Here is a 21,417-nt window from a genome sequence, read left to right as displayed (position 1 = left end):
CCCTTTTGATCCTAGTTTCATACCAACAACTTGTTACGATATTGCGAAGGCGACAAACCGACTTTTCGCTTAAATACTCGACTGAAATAATTCGGATCTTTATATCCGACGTTGAAACAAATCTCTTTTAAACTTTTGGAGGCATCCAGCATCTCTCGTTTTGCTTCATCAATCCGAACTTCTGTAACGTAATCAATGAATGTTATGCCGCTCTTATCTTTAAATAATTTACTGACGTAATAAGGGCTAAGCTCAACGTGCTCCGCTGCTTCTTCAAGGGTGAGCTGTTTATGAAAATGAGCTCGAATGTATTGCTTGACCTGTTCAAGACGATCCCCGCCGTGGAGCGCACGCCATTCCTGGACATACACACTTAACTTCCGGAGCTTTTCTCGCGCTAGATTGGTAGCTTCATACTCATTTTCCGCACGGAGGTATACATAAGAAGATAAGACGATTCCATTGTTTTGAAGAATACGTTCAGCGACAAGAAAGAGTTCATTCAGTTTTTGAACATAAGTGGAAGCTGGTTCAACTGAAATCATTTCAACATACACATCAAGTTCTTTCATCGCTCTTGTGAAGTCACCATTGTTGATCGCATTGATCACAATCGACTCCTGCTCCTGTGTGCGATCTTGTCTAGGTACGTTAGCACTTTTCCCTTCATGATAAAAGGCATAAGTGACATCTTGTTCAACATCTAGATCGCGAACAGTATGAAGGGCTTCTCGATAAGATGCGACAAATTGCTCGGCTTCCTTATATGGCCTCCCCACCCCAATACAAACCGCTACGCCAAAATGCTGATAGAATTCATGAAGAAGGTTTCGTAACATAGGCTGTAATTTCGCTTTTAGCCGCTTGTCTTTCTCCTGAAGGCTGTCACTAAAAAGAAAGCAGGGTAAATAGAATTCATCTCTTACTCCGATTAAAGCTTCAGCAGGAAAGGCGCTTTTTACTTTCTTTTTGATCCACTGAACCATTTCATTGAAGCAATCCTGTTTGTTTGGAAACTTAAAAACAAGGGCATAACCTGCTGTCGTTTGAAAGCCAAGCAGTTCGCTCCATTCAGCAGGACTGAACTCTGTTACTTGATTCATTAAGATCGCATTCATCCACTCACCTTCTAGTAAGTGAACGGCTTTTGCAAGCTGTGCTTGAACATGGTCTTTTTTGGCAGCTTCTTCTCGCTCTATTTCAAGTTCTGTAGAGACACGTGAAAGGGCAGCTAGAATTTCACTCTTACGTCCTGGCTTTAACAAATATTCTTTCACCCCTTGCTGCATCACGTCCCTTGCATAGTTAAATGTGTCAAAAGCAGAAAGCATAATAAATCGAATGTTCGGATGGTTGCGCTTAATCGTTCGAACTGCCGCTATCCCATCAATCCCCGGCATTTTAATGTCCATAAAAACAATATGCGGATGAAATTCGCCTACAAACGAAATGGCTTCTCTCCCATTTTTCGCTTTTACTAGTTTTACCTGATCGCCATATTCTCGTGTTATCATCATTTCGATTGCATCCCGCTCCAGCTGCTCGTCATCGACAATCATGATTTTAAGCAAATTGTTCATCTCCTTTTTGTTTTCTATAAGGTAAATTCAGTCGAACCGTTGTTCCAACTTCTTTAGAAGAATGAACGGTCATGGAACCGGCCTGCTGGGAGAACAATTCAATTCGTTTCTTCACATTTTGCATGCCAAGACCCGTAGAATGACCCTGTCTATTTCCAATAAGCGAATGTTCATCATTGGAAAATAATTGTGACAACCTTGTCGTTTCCATTCCTACTCCGTTATCCGCCACCTCGATAATGACATCGTCTTGTTCCGCATAAATGCGAATCATAATTTCGCCACCCTCTTCATACGTTTCCACACCGTGTATAAAGGCATTTTCTACAATTGGCTGAAGCGTTAGCACAGGGATCTTGCAGTCGAGCACGTTCTCGTCTGCGATCACATCAAATTTCACTCGTTCACCAAACCGCGACTTCTGAATAAAAAAATATTCTCTCACAATCGTTAATTCATCTTTTAATGTCACGTCTTTTGCTAAATTTCCAAGATTGTAACGTAGAAGAGCGGCTACCGATTCAATAAGCTCACTCGTTTGTTCAGCCCCTTCAATATAAGCACGTCTTGAAATCGTATTAAGGGTATTAAAAAGAAAGTGAGGATTCATCTGACTTTGAAGACTTTTTAACTCCATTTCCTTTAAAAGCTGATCGAGCTCTGATTTTTGCTTCATTTCAATAATTAATCCTTGTATATTTTCCTGCATGCGGTAAAAGGTTTCTGCCAATAACTGCAGTTCACTTCTCGATTTTACGACAACTTTATTTGCCGTAAAATCTCCCCTTGCTAGTTTTTTAGCTGCAGCCGCAAGTTCATGAATCGGTTTTGTAATGCCACGCGAAAACCAGAAGGCCATTAAGAAGCTAAAGATAATCATGGAAACGAATAACGAAATCCCCATCCACTGAAGGTAGGAACTTTTTTGATCCATTTCATTGTAAAACGTGCGGTAATCCGTTAATTCAGAATTAATAAGCGTTAAGGTGGTTTCCTGAATAAAGGTAGAGATTTGCGCCGCTTCGTTTAAGTGACCTGAATATTGATTAATTTCCTGCCTCTGAAAAGCCTGTACGGTAATGTCGCATTCAAGTAAAAAGCTTTCGATCATGTTTTCATAATTTGTAACGATTTGATCGTTTCCTTCATTTTTCACTATATCGAGGAGATCTTCCTTTTCTTGCGAAAGAATTTTTCGTTCAGTCGCATAAGCGGTTAATTCTGTTTGCGTTCGTGCCGTTAAATACGTATTCATCGCTTCATAGACCGTATTGGTTTGTTGCGAGATTTCATTTAAGACGATAAACCGCTCAAAACTCGTGTGATAATCATCAATCGTACGCTGACTGCTATGAAACAAGTAAAACGCGACACCGTTCATCAAAATAACAAGCAATGTAAAAAAGAGAATAAATCTCGCTTGAATTTTCATTGTTGTTTCATCCCTCCCGGCGTCATTGTTTCTGTTTCGATCAAGTCTTTCTGCCGCACTACATCTGTCATCGTGTGGTGATAGGTAGAAACCTTATCACCTTCAAGCACTTGAATCATCAATTCTACGGCGTCGTATCCCATCTCATATGGTTTTTGTTCAACAGTCGCTTCAAGCTTTCCATCTTTAAGAAGTTGAAGGGTTTCCGGGAGAATATCAAACCCAATCACATAAACGCGATCCGTCATGCCAATGCTTTCAAGAACTTGAACGATGCCGATCGCATCAAGGGCACTCGTTCCGTAAAAGGCATTAACGTCAGGGTAATCTTTTATCATCTCATACGTTTTTTCAGCTGCTTGGATTCGTGTAATTTGTGATTCAGCAATAGCAACGACGTTCACGCGATCGCTACCTTTAATTGCATCTTTAAATCCCTCGACCCGAAGCTTTTGATTTGCTGAATCATAACGGCCCGTAATGATGCCAACCTTTATTTCATCTTCTGTATCTTTTAGTAACGCTTGTCCTGCTAGAAACCCAGCATAATAATTATCCGTTCCAACGTACGCCACGCGCTTACTTTCAGGAGCATCCGTATCGATAGTTAAAAAAGGAATCCCTTTTTCTGATACGCGATTAATAATCGGAGGTGATACCTTCTGATTCAATCCCTGCGCGATGATGCCATCCACTTTTGATGCAGCCGCCATTTCAATCATTTTCATATGTTCATCAAGGTTAGCTTGTTTGGGGCCTGTATACTGTAATGACACATGATGCTTCTTAGCTGCAGCGCGTGCTCCTTTTTCGACAAGTCGCCAGTAATCATTATCAACCTCTTCCGTAACAAGGACGAAGCGATAATCCGGAGCTTTATAAGAAGCAGAAGGACGGTCTGGGGTTAAATTGAAAGCCCTTACAGAATAGAATAAAAAAAAAGAAAAGGTTACCGTTACTAGCAAACCACCAATCACGTATATCCAGCGCGCCATTGATTTACCTCCTTTTTTTAGTGGGGTCAGGCTCGCGCCTGACCCCCTCAAAAGACACTTGTCCTCCCTCAGAGGACTTTCCTTATGTCATTATATATCGAACGCTCCAAACGGAATCAACTTGTTTTTATGAAAAGCAAAAAAGACTGTCCGCCGAACGATGATCGACCCTCGTTCAGCGAGACAGCTTTTTCCTTTAACGCCATAGCTTCCATTTCGCTAAAAGCTGTTGTTTCTTCACTTGTAACAGTGTCTCTCCTTCTTCGTTTTTATTCTGTTTCTGCCACTCGTAGAAACTGGCGACAGAAATCAAAGTCGCGCCTGCGATTAAGAGGTAAGCCCACCACGGCATGTTGCCCCAGTAAGGTCTCGTTTGCAATAGAAGATTTAAAAGCAACACGCTACAACCGATCAAGAAGTAAGATTTGATTCGATAGAAAAAGCCTGCAAGGACTGAAGCAAGGGAAAGCCCTCCAGCAATGAGCGCATCATAAATGGTGTTACTCATAAGCGCATCGAATACAAGTATGACCGCTACAATCAAAAGCACGCCCCATTCGATAACATTCATGATTTGTCTACTTTGATCCCATGTTTTCTTTGATAAATAAATACTGACCGCAAGCCACGGTAATACATATACTTCCGTCATAATATATTCATTGATTTCAATGTGATGAAGAAGCGTGTAATACGGGACAAATAGCGAGAGTGCCGCAGCAGTTTTTATCACTTTTGCAGGAATTCCAGCTGGAACCCTTTTTATTTGTAAAAAGAAAAAAGCAACGATAAAGAGAGCTCTTAGTTCATCCGCCCAAAGAGAGACGAGCGTCAGGTCTTGATAAAGGTTGAGCACGAATAGAAAGGCAATAACAGCATACCAATCAATATGCTTTTCATGCATTCGCTTTCCACGAAGGGAATAGAGTTTATGATGAATCAAGGATCCAGTCGCTAACAAAACGACAGCTGCTCCAACGTATACCAACGTTTGAATCTCCACAGTCTCGATTGGTAAAAGAAAGATCATCGATTGCACAAAAAGTAGTGGAACAATCGCGAACAGCTGCCAACCGGATTGATGCATCACGTAAAGAAGCAGAGCAGCATAAAAGAGACCAACAGCTAAAGGGATTAACTGAATTTCCTCGTACGTATTGATAAAAGGAAAAAGTCCAAACACGGCAAACGGCACCGCGTACCATTTCACTCGTTCACTCCATATCTCACCAAGAACGAACCATAAACCAAACATAACTAAACTCGGTACAAACCCTATATACGTATACGCCTTGTTTTGCATTTCTAACGAATCAATGATCGCTATATAAAGCAAAGGAAGAACCGTAAAACCTGCATATAAAAAGGTGCGAATTTGCCATTCGATTTTCCTCGTCAGCATGGAATAAACATAAACGACAAGCGCGATAACGTATAATACCGGCTCGTTTCCATGTTCAGAAACGGTATAAAAGAGAGCGGCGGGTAAATAAAGATGACCCAAATAGAAATAAGCACGCTGGATTACGTTATCTTTTTTTCCAAGCGTATCGGCAATCAGGATCAGAAGAACTGCCCCAGGAATCCACAGAAACATTCCTTGAATAGGGAGAGCTTCTGCAATCGAAAGATAGGTTCCTAGTGTGAAAAAACTTAGCAGTGGCCAAAGCGTCTCTTCCTTGGTGCGCTTGAAAATAAGATAAAGCATCCCAACTGCACCAAGCAATAACCCAGAGCGAACAAACAATTCATTTACCGCCGCTGCAAGCAAGAGAAGTAACGACAATCCATAAAAACTAACACCCGTCCAAAAGGCCATCTCTTCCAATACTTCCGCATCTTTTTTACGCCAAAAATAGTGTAGCCCGACGACCAAAACCGCTACGATGGCTGTATGAAAAGGTAGTCCAAAGGTATTTTCATAGAAATCATTTCTCGCAAATGGAGAGTAAAGCGCGAGTAAGGCAACACCCCACGTGATCGGATTGAGCAATGCGCCAGTAAAGCGAAGCCATTTCCACTTCCCTTTTTGATAGATTGATAAATACAAAAAGCAAAGTACGAGTAATAAGCTACTTTCCAACCACCATCGACTGCTAACGAGTCCAAGTAAAAGCGACAAAAGGATGGGGCCAAACGAAATAAAGAGTGCTCCCGTCTGCATTCTTTTCGTTACATCCCACTCATTCCAATAGAAACCACCTGCATATAAGAGGAATCCTGTTGCAAACATATGAAGCATCACCGTTTCGGTTGAGGGCTCCGTATACAATAAGCCCATTTAATAAAGTCCAGCTACAGCAAGAAATAATGGCGCCAGAAATCCAAAGATCCGGTAACGCGTTACATTCGCAAGAGCGATATAATTGATGCTAATGATCACATAACCGAGCACAAGAAGCCATGACGGATCATCATAACGTAAGATTAATCCTTTATACGTAATAAAGATAAAGGCAGAGAGCGATACGACGCCACTCGTTAACTGAAACACTTTTTTCATATATGGATTTTGAAGACGATCGACCGACTGTAGTCCAATAAAAATAAACCCTACAAGCGCATAAAGCATAACGTCGGCCGACTCAAGGACAGAATGCTCGATTAGCTGATAGATTCCATATATGAGCAAAAACGTAAACACAAAATGATAGTCTTTTTGTTTGCCAATATAGATCATGGCTAGATACAGAAATGCTGTCACAATGACATTGAAACTATAAAAAACTTCGCTTTCGTAAAAGAACAGAAGGAGCAAGGTTGAGAGAATGAGATTGCCTTGAGCATAAATGGGTAGTTCTTTTGTAAAAAGTACAAGCTTCTCTCTTTTTTTTGCGCGTGCATAAAAGAGTAGCAGCAATCCGTTAAACAACACGATTCCAAGATAAAACAAATCCACTGTTGGCTGAAAAACTTGAATAAAGAAAGCAGCGCCGATGCTCAGCGTCACAAATGAAAACCAAACAAATAACCGTGAGTGCTGACGGTTGGCCTGTATGAAATAAAGCGGTAAACAAAGGAAGACACCAATCAAACCAAGTACTTCATTTCCCGCGCCACTGACGGATAGCCATTCCCCAAAGAGCTGAAAGTATCCTGCTGAAAAAACAACGATCGGAAGAAAAAGACTTCCTAAAACTAAAAATGAAAAAGCCGTTTTTTCGATACGGAGCTTATGACCACTCAGCCAGCTGATACCAAAAAACACAGCTGCAATTCCTCCAATAAGAGCGGTCTTCATAATTGAAGTCATCACATCCCACGTACTTGTAGCAAGAACAAGTGCCCCCAGTAGCAGAAACACAACGCCAATAATTAAGATCCACGTTAAATTCCGATCTCTAAGCTCCTGCGTGGATTTCACTTTCTTTTCTTTTACTGGCGCCGGCTTAGCTGGAACCCTTTCTGGTGGAGCAAGGACTTCCTCTTGCTCTACAGGTGCGTCAACCCATTCAATAGAAGAATGAATCATTTTTTCATAAGCGCTAGACACGACCTCAAAAGTTTGATCAGTGATGTAATTTTTTGACCTGAGCCGCCTTAGCTCAAGAAGAAACAACTCTTCTCTTTCTTGCTCATTCACGTTCCACACCCCCAGCGATTAACAACATTTTCCTTATTTTCTTCTTGTACTTAGTTTACTCATACTCATTTCTCCCTTGCAATATGATTTCTGTAATCTGCTGTATCTTCGCAAAAAAAGCGACTGTCCACCTGTGGTGGACAATCGCTTTGTTTTGTCTTTGGAGGGGGTCAGGTTCCGACCTGACCCCACAAATAACCTTTTTGCTCTAACAATTCTTCATGCGTGCCTTTTTCAATAATCTTCCCTTGATCGAGGGCGATAATTTGATCCGCTCGTTGGATCGTATTCAATCGGTGCGCGATAATGAAACTTGTACGTCCCTCCATTAAAGCCCATAGTGCTTTTTGAATTTGAATTTCTGTTCGTGTATCAATGCTGCTTGTTGCTTCATCAAGAATCAAAATCGCAGGATCGGCGAGTACTGCTCTTGCGATGGAAAGAAGCTGTCTTTGACCGAAACTAATCCCTCCCCCGTCTTGATTCAGCACTGTATCATATCCTTCTGATAAACGTGAAATAAACGTGTGCGCATTGGCTACTCGCGCTGCTTCTTCTACTTCTTCATCTGTTGCATCCAGGCGTCCATAGCGAATGTTTTCGCGAACGGTTCCGTTAAACAAAAAGGTATCTTGAAGAACAAAACCCATGTTTTGTCTCAGGCTTTCCCGCTTCACTTTCGTAACGTCGTGATCATCCACTTCAATTGTGCCCTCATTCAGTTCGTAGAAGCGCATAAGCAAGTTCACGATTGTTGTTTTCCCTGCTCCTGTTGGGCCAATAATCGCAACCGATTCCCCTGCTTTTGCTTCAAACGAGAGATTCGTAAGCGTTGCACCATCTTTTTCATAACCAAACGATACGTTCCGAAACGCCACTTTCCCTTTCACCTGTTGGAGTGACACAGCATCCCCTTCATCTGGCCGCTCTTCTTTTTCATCCAAAATGGTAAAGACGCGCTCCGCACCAGCTACAGCGGATAGTATCGTATTAAATTGGTTTGCCAGATCATTCAACGGTCTTGTGAATAGACGCGAATACTGAATGAACGCTACAATGACACCAATTGAAACCAAACCTTGAAGTGACAGCAAACCACCAGCCGCCGCAATCAGCAAGAAACTGACGTTATTCAGTACGTTCATCAATTTCGGAATAAATCCTGAATACGTCATTGCCCAGAATCCCGATGTTCGTAGCGCTTCATTTTTTTCATCCAATTGCGTTAAGACACGTTTTTCTTGAGAAAAAGATTTAATAATTTGCTGCCCTGATAGCGTCTCCTCAATGACGCTATTCATTTCTCCAAGGTTTCGCTGCTGTTCTTTAAAATAATGCCCCGTTCGATTCGTAATCCACTTCATCCCGAGAAACATAAGGGGAATGATCGTGAACGTGATTAACGTTAAAAGCGGACTTAACCACAACATCAGTCCTACTGTACCAATCAAAGTAAGTACACTAGAGAAGATCTGAATGACCGAACTATTTAACGTTCGACTAACATTTTCAATATCGTTTGTTAGTCGGCTCATAAGTTCCCCATGCGTTTTCTTATCAAAAAAAGGAATGGGCAGGCGATGAAGATGATGAAACAAATCTTTCCTCATGCGATAAACCGTTTTCTGTGCAATGCCGATCATCCAGAAATTCTGAAAAAAGGTGGCTGCTGATTGCAACACATAAACGGATACAAGCAAACCAAGAATCCACGGTAGACCTTCTAACTTTCCTGGCACAAGATAGTTATCAATCGCCACGCTTGTTAAATAAGGACCAAGCAAACTAAATCCTGAGCTAAACACGACCATCACAATGACAAGAAAAAGCCAGCCTTTTTGGAGGGATAAATAGCGCCAAATTCGCGCAACCGTGCCCTTCAAATCATCCGGTCGTTTTCGTTTAGAGGGTTTTTTGTTTGAGCTCATGGGCCGCCTCCTCTCCGTACTGAGAAATGTAGATCTCGCGATAAACATCACTTTTTTCAAGAAGATGATCATGGGTTCCTTCTCCGATAATCGCTCCATCTTCGAGAAGAATGATTTTATCTGCTTCTTTAATTGAACTGATTTTCTGAGCAATTAATAAAATCATACTTTCCTGATCCTTAAGTGCTTGTTGCAACTGTGCCTCAGTTTTCAGATCAAGCGCACTTGTACTGTCATCGAGAATTAATATCTCCGGATTTCGAATGAGAGCTCTGGCAATGGATAAACGCTGTTTCTGGCCTCCAGAAAGGTTGATTCCTTTTTGTCCGAGAATTGTATCGTACTGATTTGGAAGCGTCAGAATAAACGAATGAATTTGAGCTGCTTTAGCCGCTCTTTCCACTTCTTCTCTGCTTGCATCCTCTTTTCCCCAGCGAATATTATCACCAATGGTGCCACTAAAAAGAACCACTTCCTGCGGAACAACGCCAATTCGACTTCTGAGTTCATCCAAGGCAATGGCTGTTTCGTTAACACCATTGAATAAAACGTTTCCTTCAGTCGGTTCATACAACCTTGGAATTAACTGAATCATGGAAGATTTTCCAGATCCCGTGGCTCCCATCACCCCAACCAACTGACCTTTTTCTGCTATGAAACTAAGATCTCTGAGAACATCTTCTTCTGAATTCGGATAGCGGAAGCTCACGTGCTGAAATTCAAGCTTTTCTAATGGCGCTATCTTAACGCCTGATTCTTTTTCAACATACGTCTCTGTCTGCAACACTTCCTGCATCCGATAAGCAGAAGCTCTTGCTCGTGAGAGAAGCATAAGAATAAACGAAAACATTGTAAGCGCCACTGTAATTCGCGTCCCATATGTAATGATTGCTGAAATTTCACCAACCTGCGCTGTGCCAGCAACAACTTTCACGCCCCCAAACCAGAGCACAGCAACAATCGCAACATTCATAAGAATTAAGAGAACCGGCGTAGCAAGTTCAATTAAACGAAGTGACGTTACCGTTTGACTCATTAAGTTTTCATTGACCTGCTTAAATCTCTGCTGTTCATGCTTACTTCGAAGGTAAGCTTTAATAAGTCTCACGCCGACTAAATTTTCTCTCATCACGCCGTTAACTCGGTCTAGCTTTTCCTGAACTGAGCTGAAAAGTGGAACGCCTTTTTTCATGACAAAAAAAAGAAAGACAATGACGAGTGGAATCGCAGCGGTTAATAGTAGAGCGAGCTGAACATCCACAACAAAAGCCATAACGACACCACCAACAACAAGCAATGGGGCACGGACCATGATGCGGAGGCCCATAAAAACGACAAGTTGCACTTGATTGACATCATTGGTTAGCCTCGTTAACAAAGAAGATGTTGGAAAGCGATTAAAGTCTGCAAAAGCAAACGACTGTACTTTTTCAAAAAGCGCTTTTCGTAAATCATATCCAAAATGCTGACTAACGTAAGAAGCAAGATACGTGTTAATAATGGAGGCGACAAAAGAAATAGCGGTAAGAACGATCATCCAAATCCCTAATTCAGTAATCACACTCAGGTTTTCTTTTGCAATTCCGTTATCAATAATATCTGCCATGAACAGTGGCAACCAGAGCTCGACGGCCAATTCAACAAGCATTAAAAGGGCCGCTACAATCGCCGCCACTTTGTAAGGTTTAATAAAGGTTACTATTTTTCGCATGGCATCCTCCCTCATTGTCCTTCCTTTTCTCTTATTTTTACATTATACAGGATATTTAGGGGCTCGAACAAAAATGAGCTTTTTCAGGAAAAGGATAAAAATAACAAAAGCCAGCTCCTATTTAGAGCTGGCTACAACCTATGCTTTTTCGCTTTTTGAAACGATCATTTCAAGATCGCCTTCTAATTTGCATGTTTTCATTGTTGTTGGAATAATCAAATGATCCCCCTGCTTAATGTTATGAGAAGAATCGTTAGAGCGAATCATCCCTTCTCCACTAAGGACACTTACAAGCAAATAAGGATGGTTCTCTGGAAGAAAATAAGCTCCATCAAGCTCCCACTTATAAACCGTAAAATATTCTGAAGATACAAGCTCGATCTGCTTCAAACCGTCTTCTTCTGTCACAACGGGAGAAAACGGCGGATCTTCATGAGGAATCGTAGAGACGTCAATCGAACGTTCAATATGAAGCTCGCGTGTATTTCCATTCGCATCGGTTCGATCATAATCATACACGCGGTACGTTGTATCTGAACTTTGCTGGGTTTCAAGAATCATCGTTCCTGCACCGATCGCATGGATGGTTCCACTTGGTACAAAATAAAATTCACCTGGTTCAATTGAAATGCGGCGCAGCAAGTTATCCCAATCCCCAGCTGCAATCATCTCTTTGAACGATTCTTTTGACTGAGCGTGATGCCCAAAAATTAATTCAGATCCCGGATCGCAATCAATGATATACCAACATTCTGTTTTTCCGTAAGCCTCTCCCTCGACTTCTCTCGCATACGAATCATCAGGGTGAACTTGAACGGAAAGATCCTGATCAGCATCGAGAATTTTCACTAAAAGTGGAAAGTGTTCGCCCTCTTCATGACCAAATAGTTCTCGATAATTTTCCCAAACTTCATTTAATTTCTTTCCAGCAAGCGGACCATTACGCACTTCACTTGCGCCGTTTTGGTGAGCTGAAATTCCCCAGCATTCACCAGTCGTTTCAGTTGGAATCGTATACCCAAAAACATCTCGTAGCTTCGTCCCACCCCAAAGACGATCCTTAAATTCGGGTGTTAGAAAAAGTGGTTCGTGTTGATACATGTTCTTCCTCCTACTCTCTTTTTAGCTTTTCATCATCAAATTTCTGCCGTCCATGCATCGCCGCCCCAATAATGCCAGCTTTATCATGGAGTTGAACCGGTTCAATTGCGATTTTCCCTTGGAGTCCTTCGTACACATAAACATCGACTTTCTTTCGTAACATCGGTAAGATCATGTCTTTTGCCTGCATCACGCCTCCGCCGAGAATAAAGATTGACGGATCAACAGTATGAACAAGATTCGCGATTCCGATCGCAAGTGCATCCACTGCTTCATCAATAATCTTGACCGCTTCCTCATTGTCTTCTTTAGCAAGTTGAAACACATCTTCTGCTCCTAAAGTTTTGCCAAGTCGCGCCTGTCCTTCTCGTGCAATTGATGTACCTGAAGCAAGCGCTTCAAGGGATCCAGCGTTCATATTCGCATGCTTCTGACCACCAGGCTGGATAATCATATTACCAATCTCCGCGCTATAACCATGTTCGCCTTGCATAAGGCGATTATTTTGCACGTAGCCTCCGCCAACCCCTGTGCTAACTGTTATGTAAAAAGTACTTTCTCGACCCTTTCCCCCGCCATATAATGCTTCACCAAGCGCAGCGGCATCAGCGTCATTGACGAGATACGTCGGGATGCCGATTGCTTCTTGAATCATTGCGGTAATCGGCACATCTTTCCATCCAGGGAGATTAGGTGGGGACACCACGATTCCATCAAATGGATTTAAAGGTCCTGGTGAACCAATCCCAATGGAAACCGCTGAATACGCTTTTTTCACTTTTTTTATTAAATTGGTCATTCGCTCAATAATCAATTCGTAACCCTGATCGGCTTGTGTCGCTATTTGTTTCACTTGCAGAATTCGTCCGTTCTCATCGACAATCCCAACACGAAGATTTGTCCCACCAAGGTCTACTCCGATATACACGTTTTCCATTTCTCTACCTCCCTATCATTCTTTCTTATATCCTACCACGAATCCTTTTGTAAGAAGGAATTGAACGAAAAATGTGAAAAAATCTCCAAGTTTTCTTAGTGAAGGACAAATAAATTTTAAAGCGAGTATTGTCATTTTTAAGAAAATTCTTCCTAATCATCCAACCCTCTGCTAAACTAATAATAAAATGACACAAATCGGGTGACTTCAATGGTTTTTGACGGCATTTTACTAGCAATTCTTGTCGGGTATTTAAGAAAAGGAAGTTTAAAAGGCTTTGCTTATCTCTCATTTCGAGCTGGATGGATCTTTCCATTGCTGCTTGTCATTGAGGTGCTTATCTTTTCCTTTCAATCGACCTACGCATGGATTGGAAAACTAAGCGCACCGCTCTTTATGCTGATTTACATCGTCGGACTAACATTTCTTTGGTTAAATCGAAAAATGAACATTGGGATCATGATTCTTTTCATCGGTGTGCTATTAAATTTCATCGTAATGGCTCTAAACGGAGGAAGAATGCCTGTATCTCTCGAATCAGCGAATATTCTTGATCCTGCTTATGCAGAAGCTATCAAAAATGGTCTTTATGGAAAACATGCTGTGCTGACCGATCGCACTGCCCTCTGGTTTCTCGGTGACGTGATTCCAATTACGGATCCTTATCCAAAAGATCAAGTCATTAGTATTGGTGACGTTATTATGAATATTGGTATTTTTATTTTCATCCAGCGCGTTATGGTTAAGACCAAACATCCAGATACCCTCATCCAAACGCCAGCGCCTCAAAAAGGGACTTGAAAGGAGGTGGACATTAATGGAAAGGAAAGAGGGAATTAAGCTAACAGGCATACTTATGAATATTGCAATTATTACTACTGCTGTTATCGCACTAACTTCTGGATTTAAATTGGTTTAATCACAAAGGAGAGGCGCTGCTTCTCCTAAAAAACTAAATTTAAATGAGAGTGATCGAGACATGAAGGGCACCTTTCAGAAATCAACTAATGTTGTAAGCGTATATCTTGCACTCATTTCTATCGCAGGAAGTTCACTCTTCCTCACTCAGTACTTACTGACATTTCATTCAATTAACTGGAGTCTGGCCTTCACGTTCATAGCGGCAATCTTATTATTGAATCATTATACGATTCTGTTGCCACCAAGCGGTAACTCGTTATCGATGGATTCAGCGATCTACCTGGCAGTCCTATTTGTATTTGGTCTCCACTTGACGCTATCCCTTTTGCTTGTCACTTCGATCATCTATGCTTTATACAACAAAAACGTTGTCTGGTGGAAACACCTATTTAACTTTGCGATTTATAGCATCATGATCATCGGTGCATATGAAGTTCTTAAGCTCTCCGGTGAATTAAGCGGTATGCTAACATTCTTCAACGTTGCCTCTTATATGTTTTCTTTGGTCGTGTACTTTAGTTTAAATGTACTCTTAATCGGAGTTTTCTTCCTTTTATCCGCATCGGAAAACTTATATCAAATTGTGCAAGGTATGTTGAAAGAAACGATATCAAGTTATTTCATTACGCTTGGTCTTTCCTTGATTCTCGTTTTATTAATGCAACAACAGGTCATTCTTGGCATGCTATTGTTTTTATCCGTAGCTGTCGTGCTATCCGTTTCGTTTAAACAGTATTTTGAACTTTATCAAGAAGTTTCACAGAAAGCAGATATCGATCATCTCACTGAGCTATACAATCACGGTTATTTCAAGTCACTTTTAGAGGACGAAATAAAATCCGCAAAAGCCACAGGACAGCCTTTATCCATCGGGTTAATCGATCTTGATGATTTCAAAAAATACAATGATCAGCACGGTCATTTACAGGGCGACAGACTGTTAAAACACTTCGGTGCCGAACTAAAAAGGTATGCGAAAGACGTGTTTACAGCCGCTCGATATGGTGGAGAAGAATTTGCGCTATTAATGCCCGGAAAAACAGAGCGGGAAGCGTATCACATCATTAACCATCTTCGAAAAGAAGTAAACGACCACTATTTTGAAGGTGTTGAAGTTCTTCCACACGGCTGCTTATCTTTCTCAGCAGGAGTTATTCAATACGATCGGGACATGTATGATTCGTCGGAAGTTCTTGAGAAGGCAGATCAAGCGATGTATTTTTCTAAAACCAAAGGGAAAAACAACGTTTGTATTTATGATGCGAATCACGTTCTTTCCAAAACGTTTTACAACCATAAAGAAATGGAACTTCTAGAGCAACAATTGAAAATTTTTCTATCCAAAGATGTTTATACGTACAAACATAGTAAACGAGTTCATGAGTATGCAATTGAGTTCAGCAATCATTTGAATTTGAATGCAAATGATCAGAAAACCCTCGTAATGGGTGCCTTAATTCACGATATCGGAAAGCTTGAAATTCCTCGTGAAATTATCAACAAAAAAGGCAAGCTGACGAAAGACGAATGGGAAATGGTTCAGAAGCACGTTACCTGGGGCAAGGAAATTGTGTCGACAAATCGCCAACTCCACGACCTCCTCCCACTCGTCGAACTGCACCACGAACGTTTTGATGGAAAAGGTTATCCTTATGGATTAAGCGGTAAAGAGCTCCCAAAACTTGTACGCATGTTAACGATTATTGATTCGTTTGATGCCATGACAACCGAACGTCCTTACCAAAAAACAAAATCGATCAGCGAAGCGATGGATGAGTTAGAAAAATGTGCAGGTACTCAGTTTGATCCCGAACTCGTCCATGAATTTATCAAAGTCATTAATGAGAATCCCGCTCTTAATGAAAATCCGATTCAGATTACGATTTAAATAAGCGAATGCCGAGGCATTCGCTTATTTTTATTGTCGATAGGAAGTTAACTTTTCACTTAACTCCTTCGTATTTGTATAGACCGATTGATAGATTGGAAACAGTCTACGATAGGCCCCCACTCTCTCCTTATTCGGAGTAAATCGTTCTTTCTCTTTTAAGAATCTCACACTGCAAGATTCGAGAGTCGGAAACCAACCGCATCCATACGCTGCGAGCATAGAAGCTCCAAGGGCCGGGCCTTCTTCCGTCTCATATTTAATAATGGTCGCATCAAAAATATCTGCCTGCATTTGAAGCCAGTCTCTGTTTTTTGCACCGCCACCAATCGAGACAATTTCATCAATCCGCTTTCCGCTCTCTCGAAACTTCACAATCGACTCATACAACGAAAACGTGATGCCTTCTAATATAGCTTTTACAAAATGAGATCGCGAATGGAACGTATCCATCCCAATGAAACTTCCGCGTATCGTAGCATCAGCATGCGGCGTTCGTTCTCCCGCTAAATACGGAGTAAACAACAGCCCGTTTGCACCAGGTGGAATTTCATTGATAGAAGAAAGTAACTTTTCAAATGAAACATCTTCAGCAAATTGTTCTCGGAACCAGCTTAAGCTTTGCCCGGCAGAAAGCGTCACCCCCATCGTATAATAAGCATCTGGTTGACTATGATTAAAATAGTGAACGTTCCCCTCAAACTCCAGGTTCGCGCTTTCTTCGTATGACAAAATCACACCAGAAGTGCCAATACTACATAAGGTTCGCCCATTTTTTAAAATCCCTGCTCCAACTGCGCCACATGCATTATCTGCTCCTCCTGCATACACTTTCACACCATCAAGTCCACGCACAAGATCTTCCTTCACTTTACCAGTCTGCTCGGAAGATTCGACTAATGGCGGGCAAAGTGAAAGGTTGATTCCCGTTTTTTCAGCCACTTCTTTACTCCATGCTTTTTCTCGTATGTTTAATAGGAGCGTACCAGCTGCATCTGAGTAGTCCATATGTAGGTCGCCTGTTAATTTGAAGCGCACATAATCCTTTGGCAGAAGAAAGACTTCCGCTTCTTTATAAACATCAGGTTCATTTTCCTTCACCCATAATAATTTTGAAAGAGTCATGCCTTCAAGGGATGGATTTTTCGTGATTTCATAGAGTCTCTTTTCTCCAACTCGTTCCTCAATCGTTCGACACTGTTTCGTAGAACGCGTATCATTCCACAAAATTGCTCGGCGAAGCGGATGCTTTTTTGCATCGAGTAAAACGAGGCCGTGCATTTGCCCTGAAAAGCTAATACCTTCCACATTAGAATAAGGGAGCTGAGACATTAAGTCCTGAAGTGCAGCAATCGTCTCATTAACCCAATCCTCAGGATCTTGTTCACTATAGCCAAACTTCGGATTATAGAGTGGATAGCTCCTTGAGGATTCAGCACATATTTGTCCCTCTTGATCAACCGCAATTACTTTCACTGCACTTGTTCCAAGATCAATTCCAATCACATAGCTCAAAAGAAGAAGCTCCTTTCAACTCAAATTTTTAGAAATGTGACGTTCATTACCACATCGGCTCGTCACAATCCGTAACATGATAAAAGAACGGTAAAATACCGATCGTAACAACTGCCATTGCAAGCTCAACCGGCAAAATAATCGAGAGCGAAACATCAAATGCAAGCATCGGTAGCCAGAGTACCGCAACACTACTCGGAATCACAGCCAGGTTATTCCTTGTCCTGCGAGTAGGGTACTGTTTACTTCCACAAGATGGACAGCAATCGTATTTTTTAAAATTAAGGACAGCGCGAAAGGTTTCTTTCCAAGTCCATTTTGTTTGACATTGCTGACAAATAGCCATCGTTAACCCCCCTACTCTTTATACGAGTAGCGTTTATAATGGGTTTCAAATCGGAAAAAAGCTGACCGAATGGGCTCAGCTTTTTAAGAATAATATTAGTTTTGTACATCCTCTTCTAGAGCGTGAATCATAATTTTAATGGCATCTCGAATACTCGTAAACGGAAAACCGGTGTGTGCTGAATGATGAAGCGTCATCTCAAAAGTAGGTGGCACATGAACAAATCCTGCAGGAATCGTAAGGTCTTTTTGTTCAAGCGCATACAGCACGCTATACATGACGTTATTACAAAGGTAGGTTCCAGCCGTATTGGAAATTTCGGCAGGGATGCCATTTTGCATGAGTGCGTCCGTCATTTTTTTAATGGGAAGCGTGGAAAAATAAGCTGCCGGACCTCCCTCAACAATCGGTTGGTCTTCAGGGGCGTGTCCCGCGTTATCTTCTACACTGTCATTCACATTTATCGCAATACGTTCTGGTGTAATTTTCGTCCGATCCGCAGCAAGTCCAAGCATAATCACTGCTACAGGATCACACTGTTCAACATACTCAATCAGCATTTCTGCCGCTCGTTCATAATCGACAGGCAGCACGCGTGAAATAATTTCAAACCCACCAATCGTTTCTTCGTCCAATTCCATCACAATCTGCTCGGTTGGGTTATGACGATGCTCAAGAAAAGGTTCAAAACCAGTTAACAATAAAGGTTTCACTTCACTCTCCCCTTTCGCTTTAAACCAGATCTGGTGAAGATACAAATCTCCTATATTACCTTTTTATAACCTTTTTTCATCCGATTTAATCTAGAAATTTCAGTAAATCTTTTTCCACAATCATAAAAATTGGTCTTCTATTGAGAAGTTCTTCACATTTTAAATGAAGGGTTTTCTTTATTGAATCACGAACCTCTGTCGTATAACGCTTATCTAAACAAAAGGAGGCAACACCGTATGTCTTTTTCAAAACTTGTTTTCACGCCACTCAGTTACACCGGATGGGGGGCACTTGAACAGCTTTTACCTGAGGTAGAGAAGCACTCGCCTGAGCGTATTCTTGTTGTAACTGATCCCGTTTTAAATGACATTGGTCTCGTTGACCGCGTACGCATTCCCCTAGAGAATGCAGGGTATACAGTCGACATTTATACAGATATTGTTCCTGAACCCCCTCTCGCCATTGGTGAAGAACTCGTCAGCTATACGAAAGAAAAGGCATTCGATCTCGTTATCGGCCTAGGCGGAGGAAGTGCATTAGATCTCGCCAAATTAACGGCCGTTTTATCGGCACATGACGGTTCTGCCAGTGATTATCTCAATTTATCAGGAAACCGAGAGATTACGGACAAAGGCCGCCCTAAAATACTAATCCCTACAACAGCAGGAACTGGTTCTGAAGTAACCAATATCGCGGTGCTCTCTCTTGAAAGCTCAAAAGATGTCGTTACACACGACTATCTACTCGCAGATGCAGCGATTGTTGACCCAGAACTCACCCTTTCTGTACCGGCAAAGGTTACCGCGGCAACAGGTGTTGATGCCCTTACCCATGCGATTGAAGCGTACGTCTCGGTCAACGCAAGTCCGACGACGGATGGACTTGCTTTACAAGCAATCCGGCTAATTAGCCGCTCCATCAGACGCGCCGTTACGAATGGAGAAGATCGGAAAGCACGTATCGATATGAGTAACGGAAGCTATATGGCCGGCCTTGCCTTCTTTAATGCAGGAGTGGCCGGCGTTCATGCTCTCGCCTATCCTCTTGGCGGTCAGTTTCACATTGCTCATGGAGAATCCAATGCGGTGTTGCTTCCATATGTGATGGGATATATTCGAAAAAGCTGTACAAAGCGAATGGGGGATATATTGAACGCGCTCGGTGGTAACTCTCAATTTCTTTCAGAAGAGGAAGCTTCCTATGAATGCGTTCGCCAATTAGAAAGACTTGTTAAGGATGTCGGCATTCCAAGTACACTTAGCGGTTTTGATATTCCAAGTTCAGCACTTGAATCACTCACTGAAGACGGTCTGAAACAGAAAAGACTTCTTGCCAGAAGCCCGCTTCCTCTTTACGAAGCCGATATTCGCGCGATCTATCAATCTGCTTTTAATGGCGAAGTTGTAGAAGCGTCATATGCCAATATTCAGCACCCTTAAATTCAATCATGAAAGCCCGCTGCTTAAGCGGGCTTTCATGATTGATCATCCTATTGTTAGGGAACATCACTTAAAACGGAAATAGGTGGTGTCATACTTGGGTTACTTCTTATTACTTATTCTTTCTCTTGCGATCATGATCTTTCTTATAAGAGTTCCGCTAACCGATCGCTTTCCTCCAGCGATTCGCAAAATGGGCGTAATCTTTCTTGCGTTAATCTCGCTTGTCTTTCTTGCCTTATTAATTGCTTCATTTATAGGATGATAAAAAGGCGAAAGTGTCCGCCTGGGGTGGACACTTTCGCCTTTTTTGTTTGTGAGAGGGGCCAGGCTCGAGCCTGACCCCTCTCACAACCGCTGTTCACACAAACGTCGTCGCTAAATAAATCACCACTGGCATCGTAGCTAAACTCGACACAGTAGATACAAGCGTTGCACTCGAAACGTTTTGAGGTTCCGTATGAAATTGAATGGCGTACATCGTCGTATTGGCGGCAGTCGGCGTTGCCGCCATAATGATCATAATTTGTTTTGTCAATGGATCCACAGGCATAAATACAACAATTCCAGCAGCAATAAGCGGCGCAATCATTAATTTAAGCGATAGCGCCGTTGATAGCTTTTGCCAATCAATCGCACGCAACCGTATATTGGCAAGCTGCATGCCGAGCGTCACCATAATAACGGGAATCGCTGCATCCGCTATCAAGTCCACGCCATCACGGATCGTGCCGAGCGGAATTTGTAACCATTGAAACAAAAGACCAACAATGGCACCGTAAACCATCGGCATTTTTCTCACTGCTCTAAGGGCTGCTTTAATTCCGTCGTGATCTGGACTTCCTTTTGCCGCATAGTAGACCCCAAGCGTGCTCATTAACAACTGCTGTAGCACCATTAACACAATCGCCGTTTCCATTCCGAGCGTTCCAAATAGAAACAGGACAAGCGGCGTGCCATAATTTCCGTTATTCATAAATGCGCTCGACAAAACCAAACCGCACCGTTCTGATTCGGTATAGCCGTATATTTTCGATAAAATGCTGACAAGCCCAATCAGTGCAAAGCACAAACCAAGCATGTAGATCGATAAATACCCGTAGGACGAATCAATTTCTTGTTCATAGAACGTTCGAAAAACAAGAAGCGGCACGAGCACATATAACGCGAGATTTGAGAGGACCCTCGTCTCTAATTTTAAAAAGCGCTGCGCAAGATAACCGACGCCAAATACGAAAAAGATCGGTAGCAGTATGGTTATGATCGACATCTTCATTCTCCTTCAGCTTCTAAAAGCTATAGCGTCCTATTAGAGGATGAAAAGGGA

At 42.0% G+C, this 21,417-nt stretch carries 17 protein-coding genes; 4 read left to right on the top strand and 13 right to left on the bottom strand.

Annotation, left to right across the window (positions count from 1 at the left end; genetic code table 11):
• Positions 1-17: 17 nt before the first annotated feature.
• From LCL91_RS09765 to LCL91_RS09725, 9 genes are all read right to left on the bottom strand, one after another.
• Positions 18-1,571 carry a helix-turn-helix domain-containing protein gene (locus LCL91_RS09765; RefSeq protein WP_224882028.1) on the bottom strand — a complete coding sequence of 518 codons (1,554 nt, stop codon included), beginning with the start codon at positions 1,569-1,571 and terminating at the stop codon, positions 18-20.
• Positions 1,564-3,012 (bottom strand): sensor histidine kinase, encoded by a 1,449-nt coding sequence (locus tag LCL91_RS09760; RefSeq protein ID WP_224882027.1) that lies wholly within the window; start codon positions 3,010-3,012, stop codon positions 1,564-1,566. The genes LCL91_RS09765 and LCL91_RS09760 overlap by 8 nt, the downstream gene beginning before the upstream one ends.
• A complete protein-coding gene (locus LCL91_RS09755; protein ID WP_224882026.1) occupies positions 3,009-4,007 on the bottom strand; it encodes a sugar-binding protein in 999 nt (332 codons plus the stop codon). Before LCL91_RS09755 ends, LCL91_RS09760 begins: the two co-directional genes overlap by 4 nt.
• Positions 4,008-4,203: 196 nt before the next feature.
• Positions 4,204-6,288, bottom strand: a complete 2,085-nt coding sequence (locus LCL91_RS09750; protein WP_224882024.1) for a hypothetical protein — start codon at positions 6,286-6,288, stop codon at positions 4,204-4,206.
• On the bottom strand, positions 6,289-7,590 hold the full coding sequence (locus LCL91_RS09745) for a DUF2157 domain-containing protein (protein WP_224882023.1): 1,302 nt from the start codon (positions 7,588-7,590) through the stop codon (positions 6,289-6,291).
• Between the two features lie 170 nt (positions 7,591-7,760).
• Positions 7,761-9,518 carry an ABC transporter ATP-binding protein gene (locus LCL91_RS09740; RefSeq protein WP_224882022.1) on the bottom strand — a complete coding sequence of 586 codons (1,758 nt, stop codon included), beginning with the start codon at positions 9,516-9,518 and terminating at the stop codon, positions 7,761-7,763.
• Entirely contained in the window at positions 9,493-11,229 is a 1,737-nt protein-coding gene (locus LCL91_RS09735) for an ABC transporter ATP-binding protein (protein ID WP_224882021.1), read from the bottom strand. Before LCL91_RS09735 ends, LCL91_RS09740 begins: the two co-directional genes overlap by 26 nt.
• 138 nt (positions 11,230-11,367) lie before the next feature.
• Positions 11,368-12,330 carry a mannose-6-phosphate isomerase, class I gene (gene manA / locus LCL91_RS09730; protein ID WP_224882020.1) on the bottom strand — a complete coding sequence of 321 codons (963 nt, stop codon included), beginning with the start codon at positions 12,328-12,330 and terminating at the stop codon, positions 11,368-11,370.
• Positions 12,331-12,340: 10 nt separating this feature from the next.
• Positions 12,341-13,267, bottom strand: coding sequence for an ROK family protein (locus LCL91_RS09725; RefSeq protein WP_224882019.1), 927 nt, complete (start codon positions 13,265-13,267; stop codon positions 12,341-12,343).
• Between the two features lie 210 nt (positions 13,268-13,477).
• On the opposite strand from LCL91_RS09725, the gene LCL91_RS09720 reads away from it, so the two are divergent.
• On the top strand, positions 13,478-14,068 hold the full coding sequence (locus LCL91_RS09720; RefSeq protein WP_224882018.1) for a DUF5317 domain-containing protein: 591 nt from the start codon (positions 13,478-13,480) through the stop codon (positions 14,066-14,068).
• A gap of 178 nt (positions 14,069-14,246) precedes the next feature.
• A complete protein-coding gene (locus LCL91_RS09715; RefSeq protein ID WP_224882017.1) occupies positions 14,247-16,076 on the top strand; it encodes a bifunctional diguanylate cyclase/phosphohydrolase in 1,830 nt (609 codons plus the stop codon).
• 30 nt (positions 16,077-16,106) lie between these two features.
• On the opposite strand, the gene xylB is transcribed toward LCL91_RS09715, so the two are convergent.
• From xylB to pcp, 3 genes are all read right to left on the bottom strand, one after another.
• The gene (gene xylB, locus LCL91_RS09710) at positions 16,107-17,591 is read right to left on the bottom strand and encodes a xylulokinase (RefSeq protein WP_224882015.1); all 1,485 of its coding nucleotides are present in this window, start codon (positions 17,589-17,591) and stop codon (positions 16,107-16,109) included.
• Positions 17,592-17,637: 46 nt separating this feature from the next.
• Positions 17,638-17,937 carry a TIGR04104 family putative zinc finger protein gene (locus LCL91_RS09705; RefSeq protein ID WP_224882014.1) on the bottom strand — a complete coding sequence of 100 codons (300 nt, stop codon included), beginning with the start codon at positions 17,935-17,937 and terminating at the stop codon, positions 17,638-17,640.
• 95 nt (positions 17,938-18,032) lie between these two features.
• The gene (gene pcp / locus LCL91_RS09700) at positions 18,033-18,650 is read right to left on the bottom strand and encodes a pyroglutamyl-peptidase I (protein ID WP_224882013.1); all 618 of its coding nucleotides are present in this window, start codon (positions 18,648-18,650) and stop codon (positions 18,033-18,035) included.
• Positions 18,651-18,887: 237 nt separating this feature from the next.
• Between pcp and LCL91_RS09695 the strand changes: the two genes are divergently transcribed.
• On the top strand, positions 18,888-20,090 hold the full coding sequence (locus LCL91_RS09695) for an iron-containing alcohol dehydrogenase (protein WP_224882012.1): 1,203 nt from the start codon (positions 18,888-18,890) through the stop codon (positions 20,088-20,090).
• Between the two features lie 97 nt (positions 20,091-20,187).
• Positions 20,188-20,355 carry a hypothetical protein gene (locus tag LCL91_RS09690; protein ID WP_159785234.1) on the top strand — a complete coding sequence of 56 codons (168 nt, stop codon included), beginning with the start codon at positions 20,188-20,190 and terminating at the stop codon, positions 20,353-20,355.
• 96 nt (positions 20,356-20,451) lie between these two features.
• Here LCL91_RS09690 and LCL91_RS09685 read toward each other — a convergent pair whose 3' ends face one another.
• Positions 20,452-21,360, bottom strand: coding sequence for an AEC family transporter (locus LCL91_RS09685; protein ID WP_224882011.1), 909 nt, complete (start codon positions 21,358-21,360; stop codon positions 20,452-20,454).
• Positions 21,361-21,417: the final 57 nt, after the last annotated feature.

The organism is Guptibacillus hwajinpoensis (assembly GCF_020171785.1).
GTDB classification, from domain to species: Bacteria; Bacillota; Bacilli; order Bacillales; family Guptibacillaceae; genus Guptibacillus; species Guptibacillus sedimenti.
Note: the sequence above shows the minus strand (reverse complement) of the source record. Positions and strands in the feature narration are given on the sequence as shown.

What these genes read in the sequence shown, in the direction of transcription:
- manA (WP_224882020.1), bottom strand. Translation starts at nt 12,330, where the DNA reads ATGTATCAACACGAACCACTTTTTCTAACACCCGAATTTAAGGATCGT.
- LCL91_RS09740 (WP_224882022.1), bottom strand. Translation starts at nt 9,518, where the DNA reads ATGAGCTCAAACAAAAAACCCTCTAAACGAAAACGACCGGATGATTTG.
- LCL91_RS09695 (WP_224882012.1), top strand. Translation starts at nt 18,888, where the DNA reads ATGTCTTTTTCAAAACTTGTTTTCACGCCACTCAGTTACACCGGATGG.
- LCL91_RS09760 (WP_224882027.1), bottom strand. Translation starts at nt 3,012, where the DNA reads ATGAAAATTCAAGCGAGATTTATTCTCTTTTTTACATTGCTTGTTATT.
- LCL91_RS09755 (WP_224882026.1), bottom strand. Translation starts at nt 4,007, where the DNA reads ATGGCGCGCTGGATATACGTGATTGGTGGTTTGCTAGTAACGGTAACC.
- LCL91_RS09750 (WP_224882024.1), bottom strand. Translation starts at nt 6,288, where the DNA reads ATGGGCTTATTGTATACGGAGCCCTCAACCGAAACGGTGATGCTTCAT.
- LCL91_RS09725 (WP_224882019.1), bottom strand. Translation starts at nt 13,267, where the DNA reads ATGGAAAACGTGTATATCGGAGTAGACCTTGGTGGGACAAATCTTCGT.
- LCL91_RS09685 (WP_224882011.1), bottom strand. Translation starts at nt 21,360, where the DNA reads ATGTCGATCATAACCATACTGCTACCGATCTTTTTCGTATTTGGCGTC.
- LCL91_RS09705 (WP_224882014.1), bottom strand. Translation starts at nt 17,937, where the DNA reads ATGGCTATTTGTCAGCAATGTCAAACAAAATGGACTTGGAAAGAAACC.
- LCL91_RS09715 (WP_224882017.1), top strand. Translation starts at nt 14,247, where the DNA reads ATGAAGGGCACCTTTCAGAAATCAACTAATGTTGTAAGCGTATATCTT.
- LCL91_RS09735 (WP_224882021.1), bottom strand. Translation starts at nt 11,229, where the DNA reads ATGCGAAAAATAGTAACCTTTATTAAACCTTACAAAGTGGCGGCGATT.
- LCL91_RS09720 (WP_224882018.1), top strand. Translation starts at nt 13,478, where the DNA reads ATGGTTTTTGACGGCATTTTACTAGCAATTCTTGTCGGGTATTTAAGA.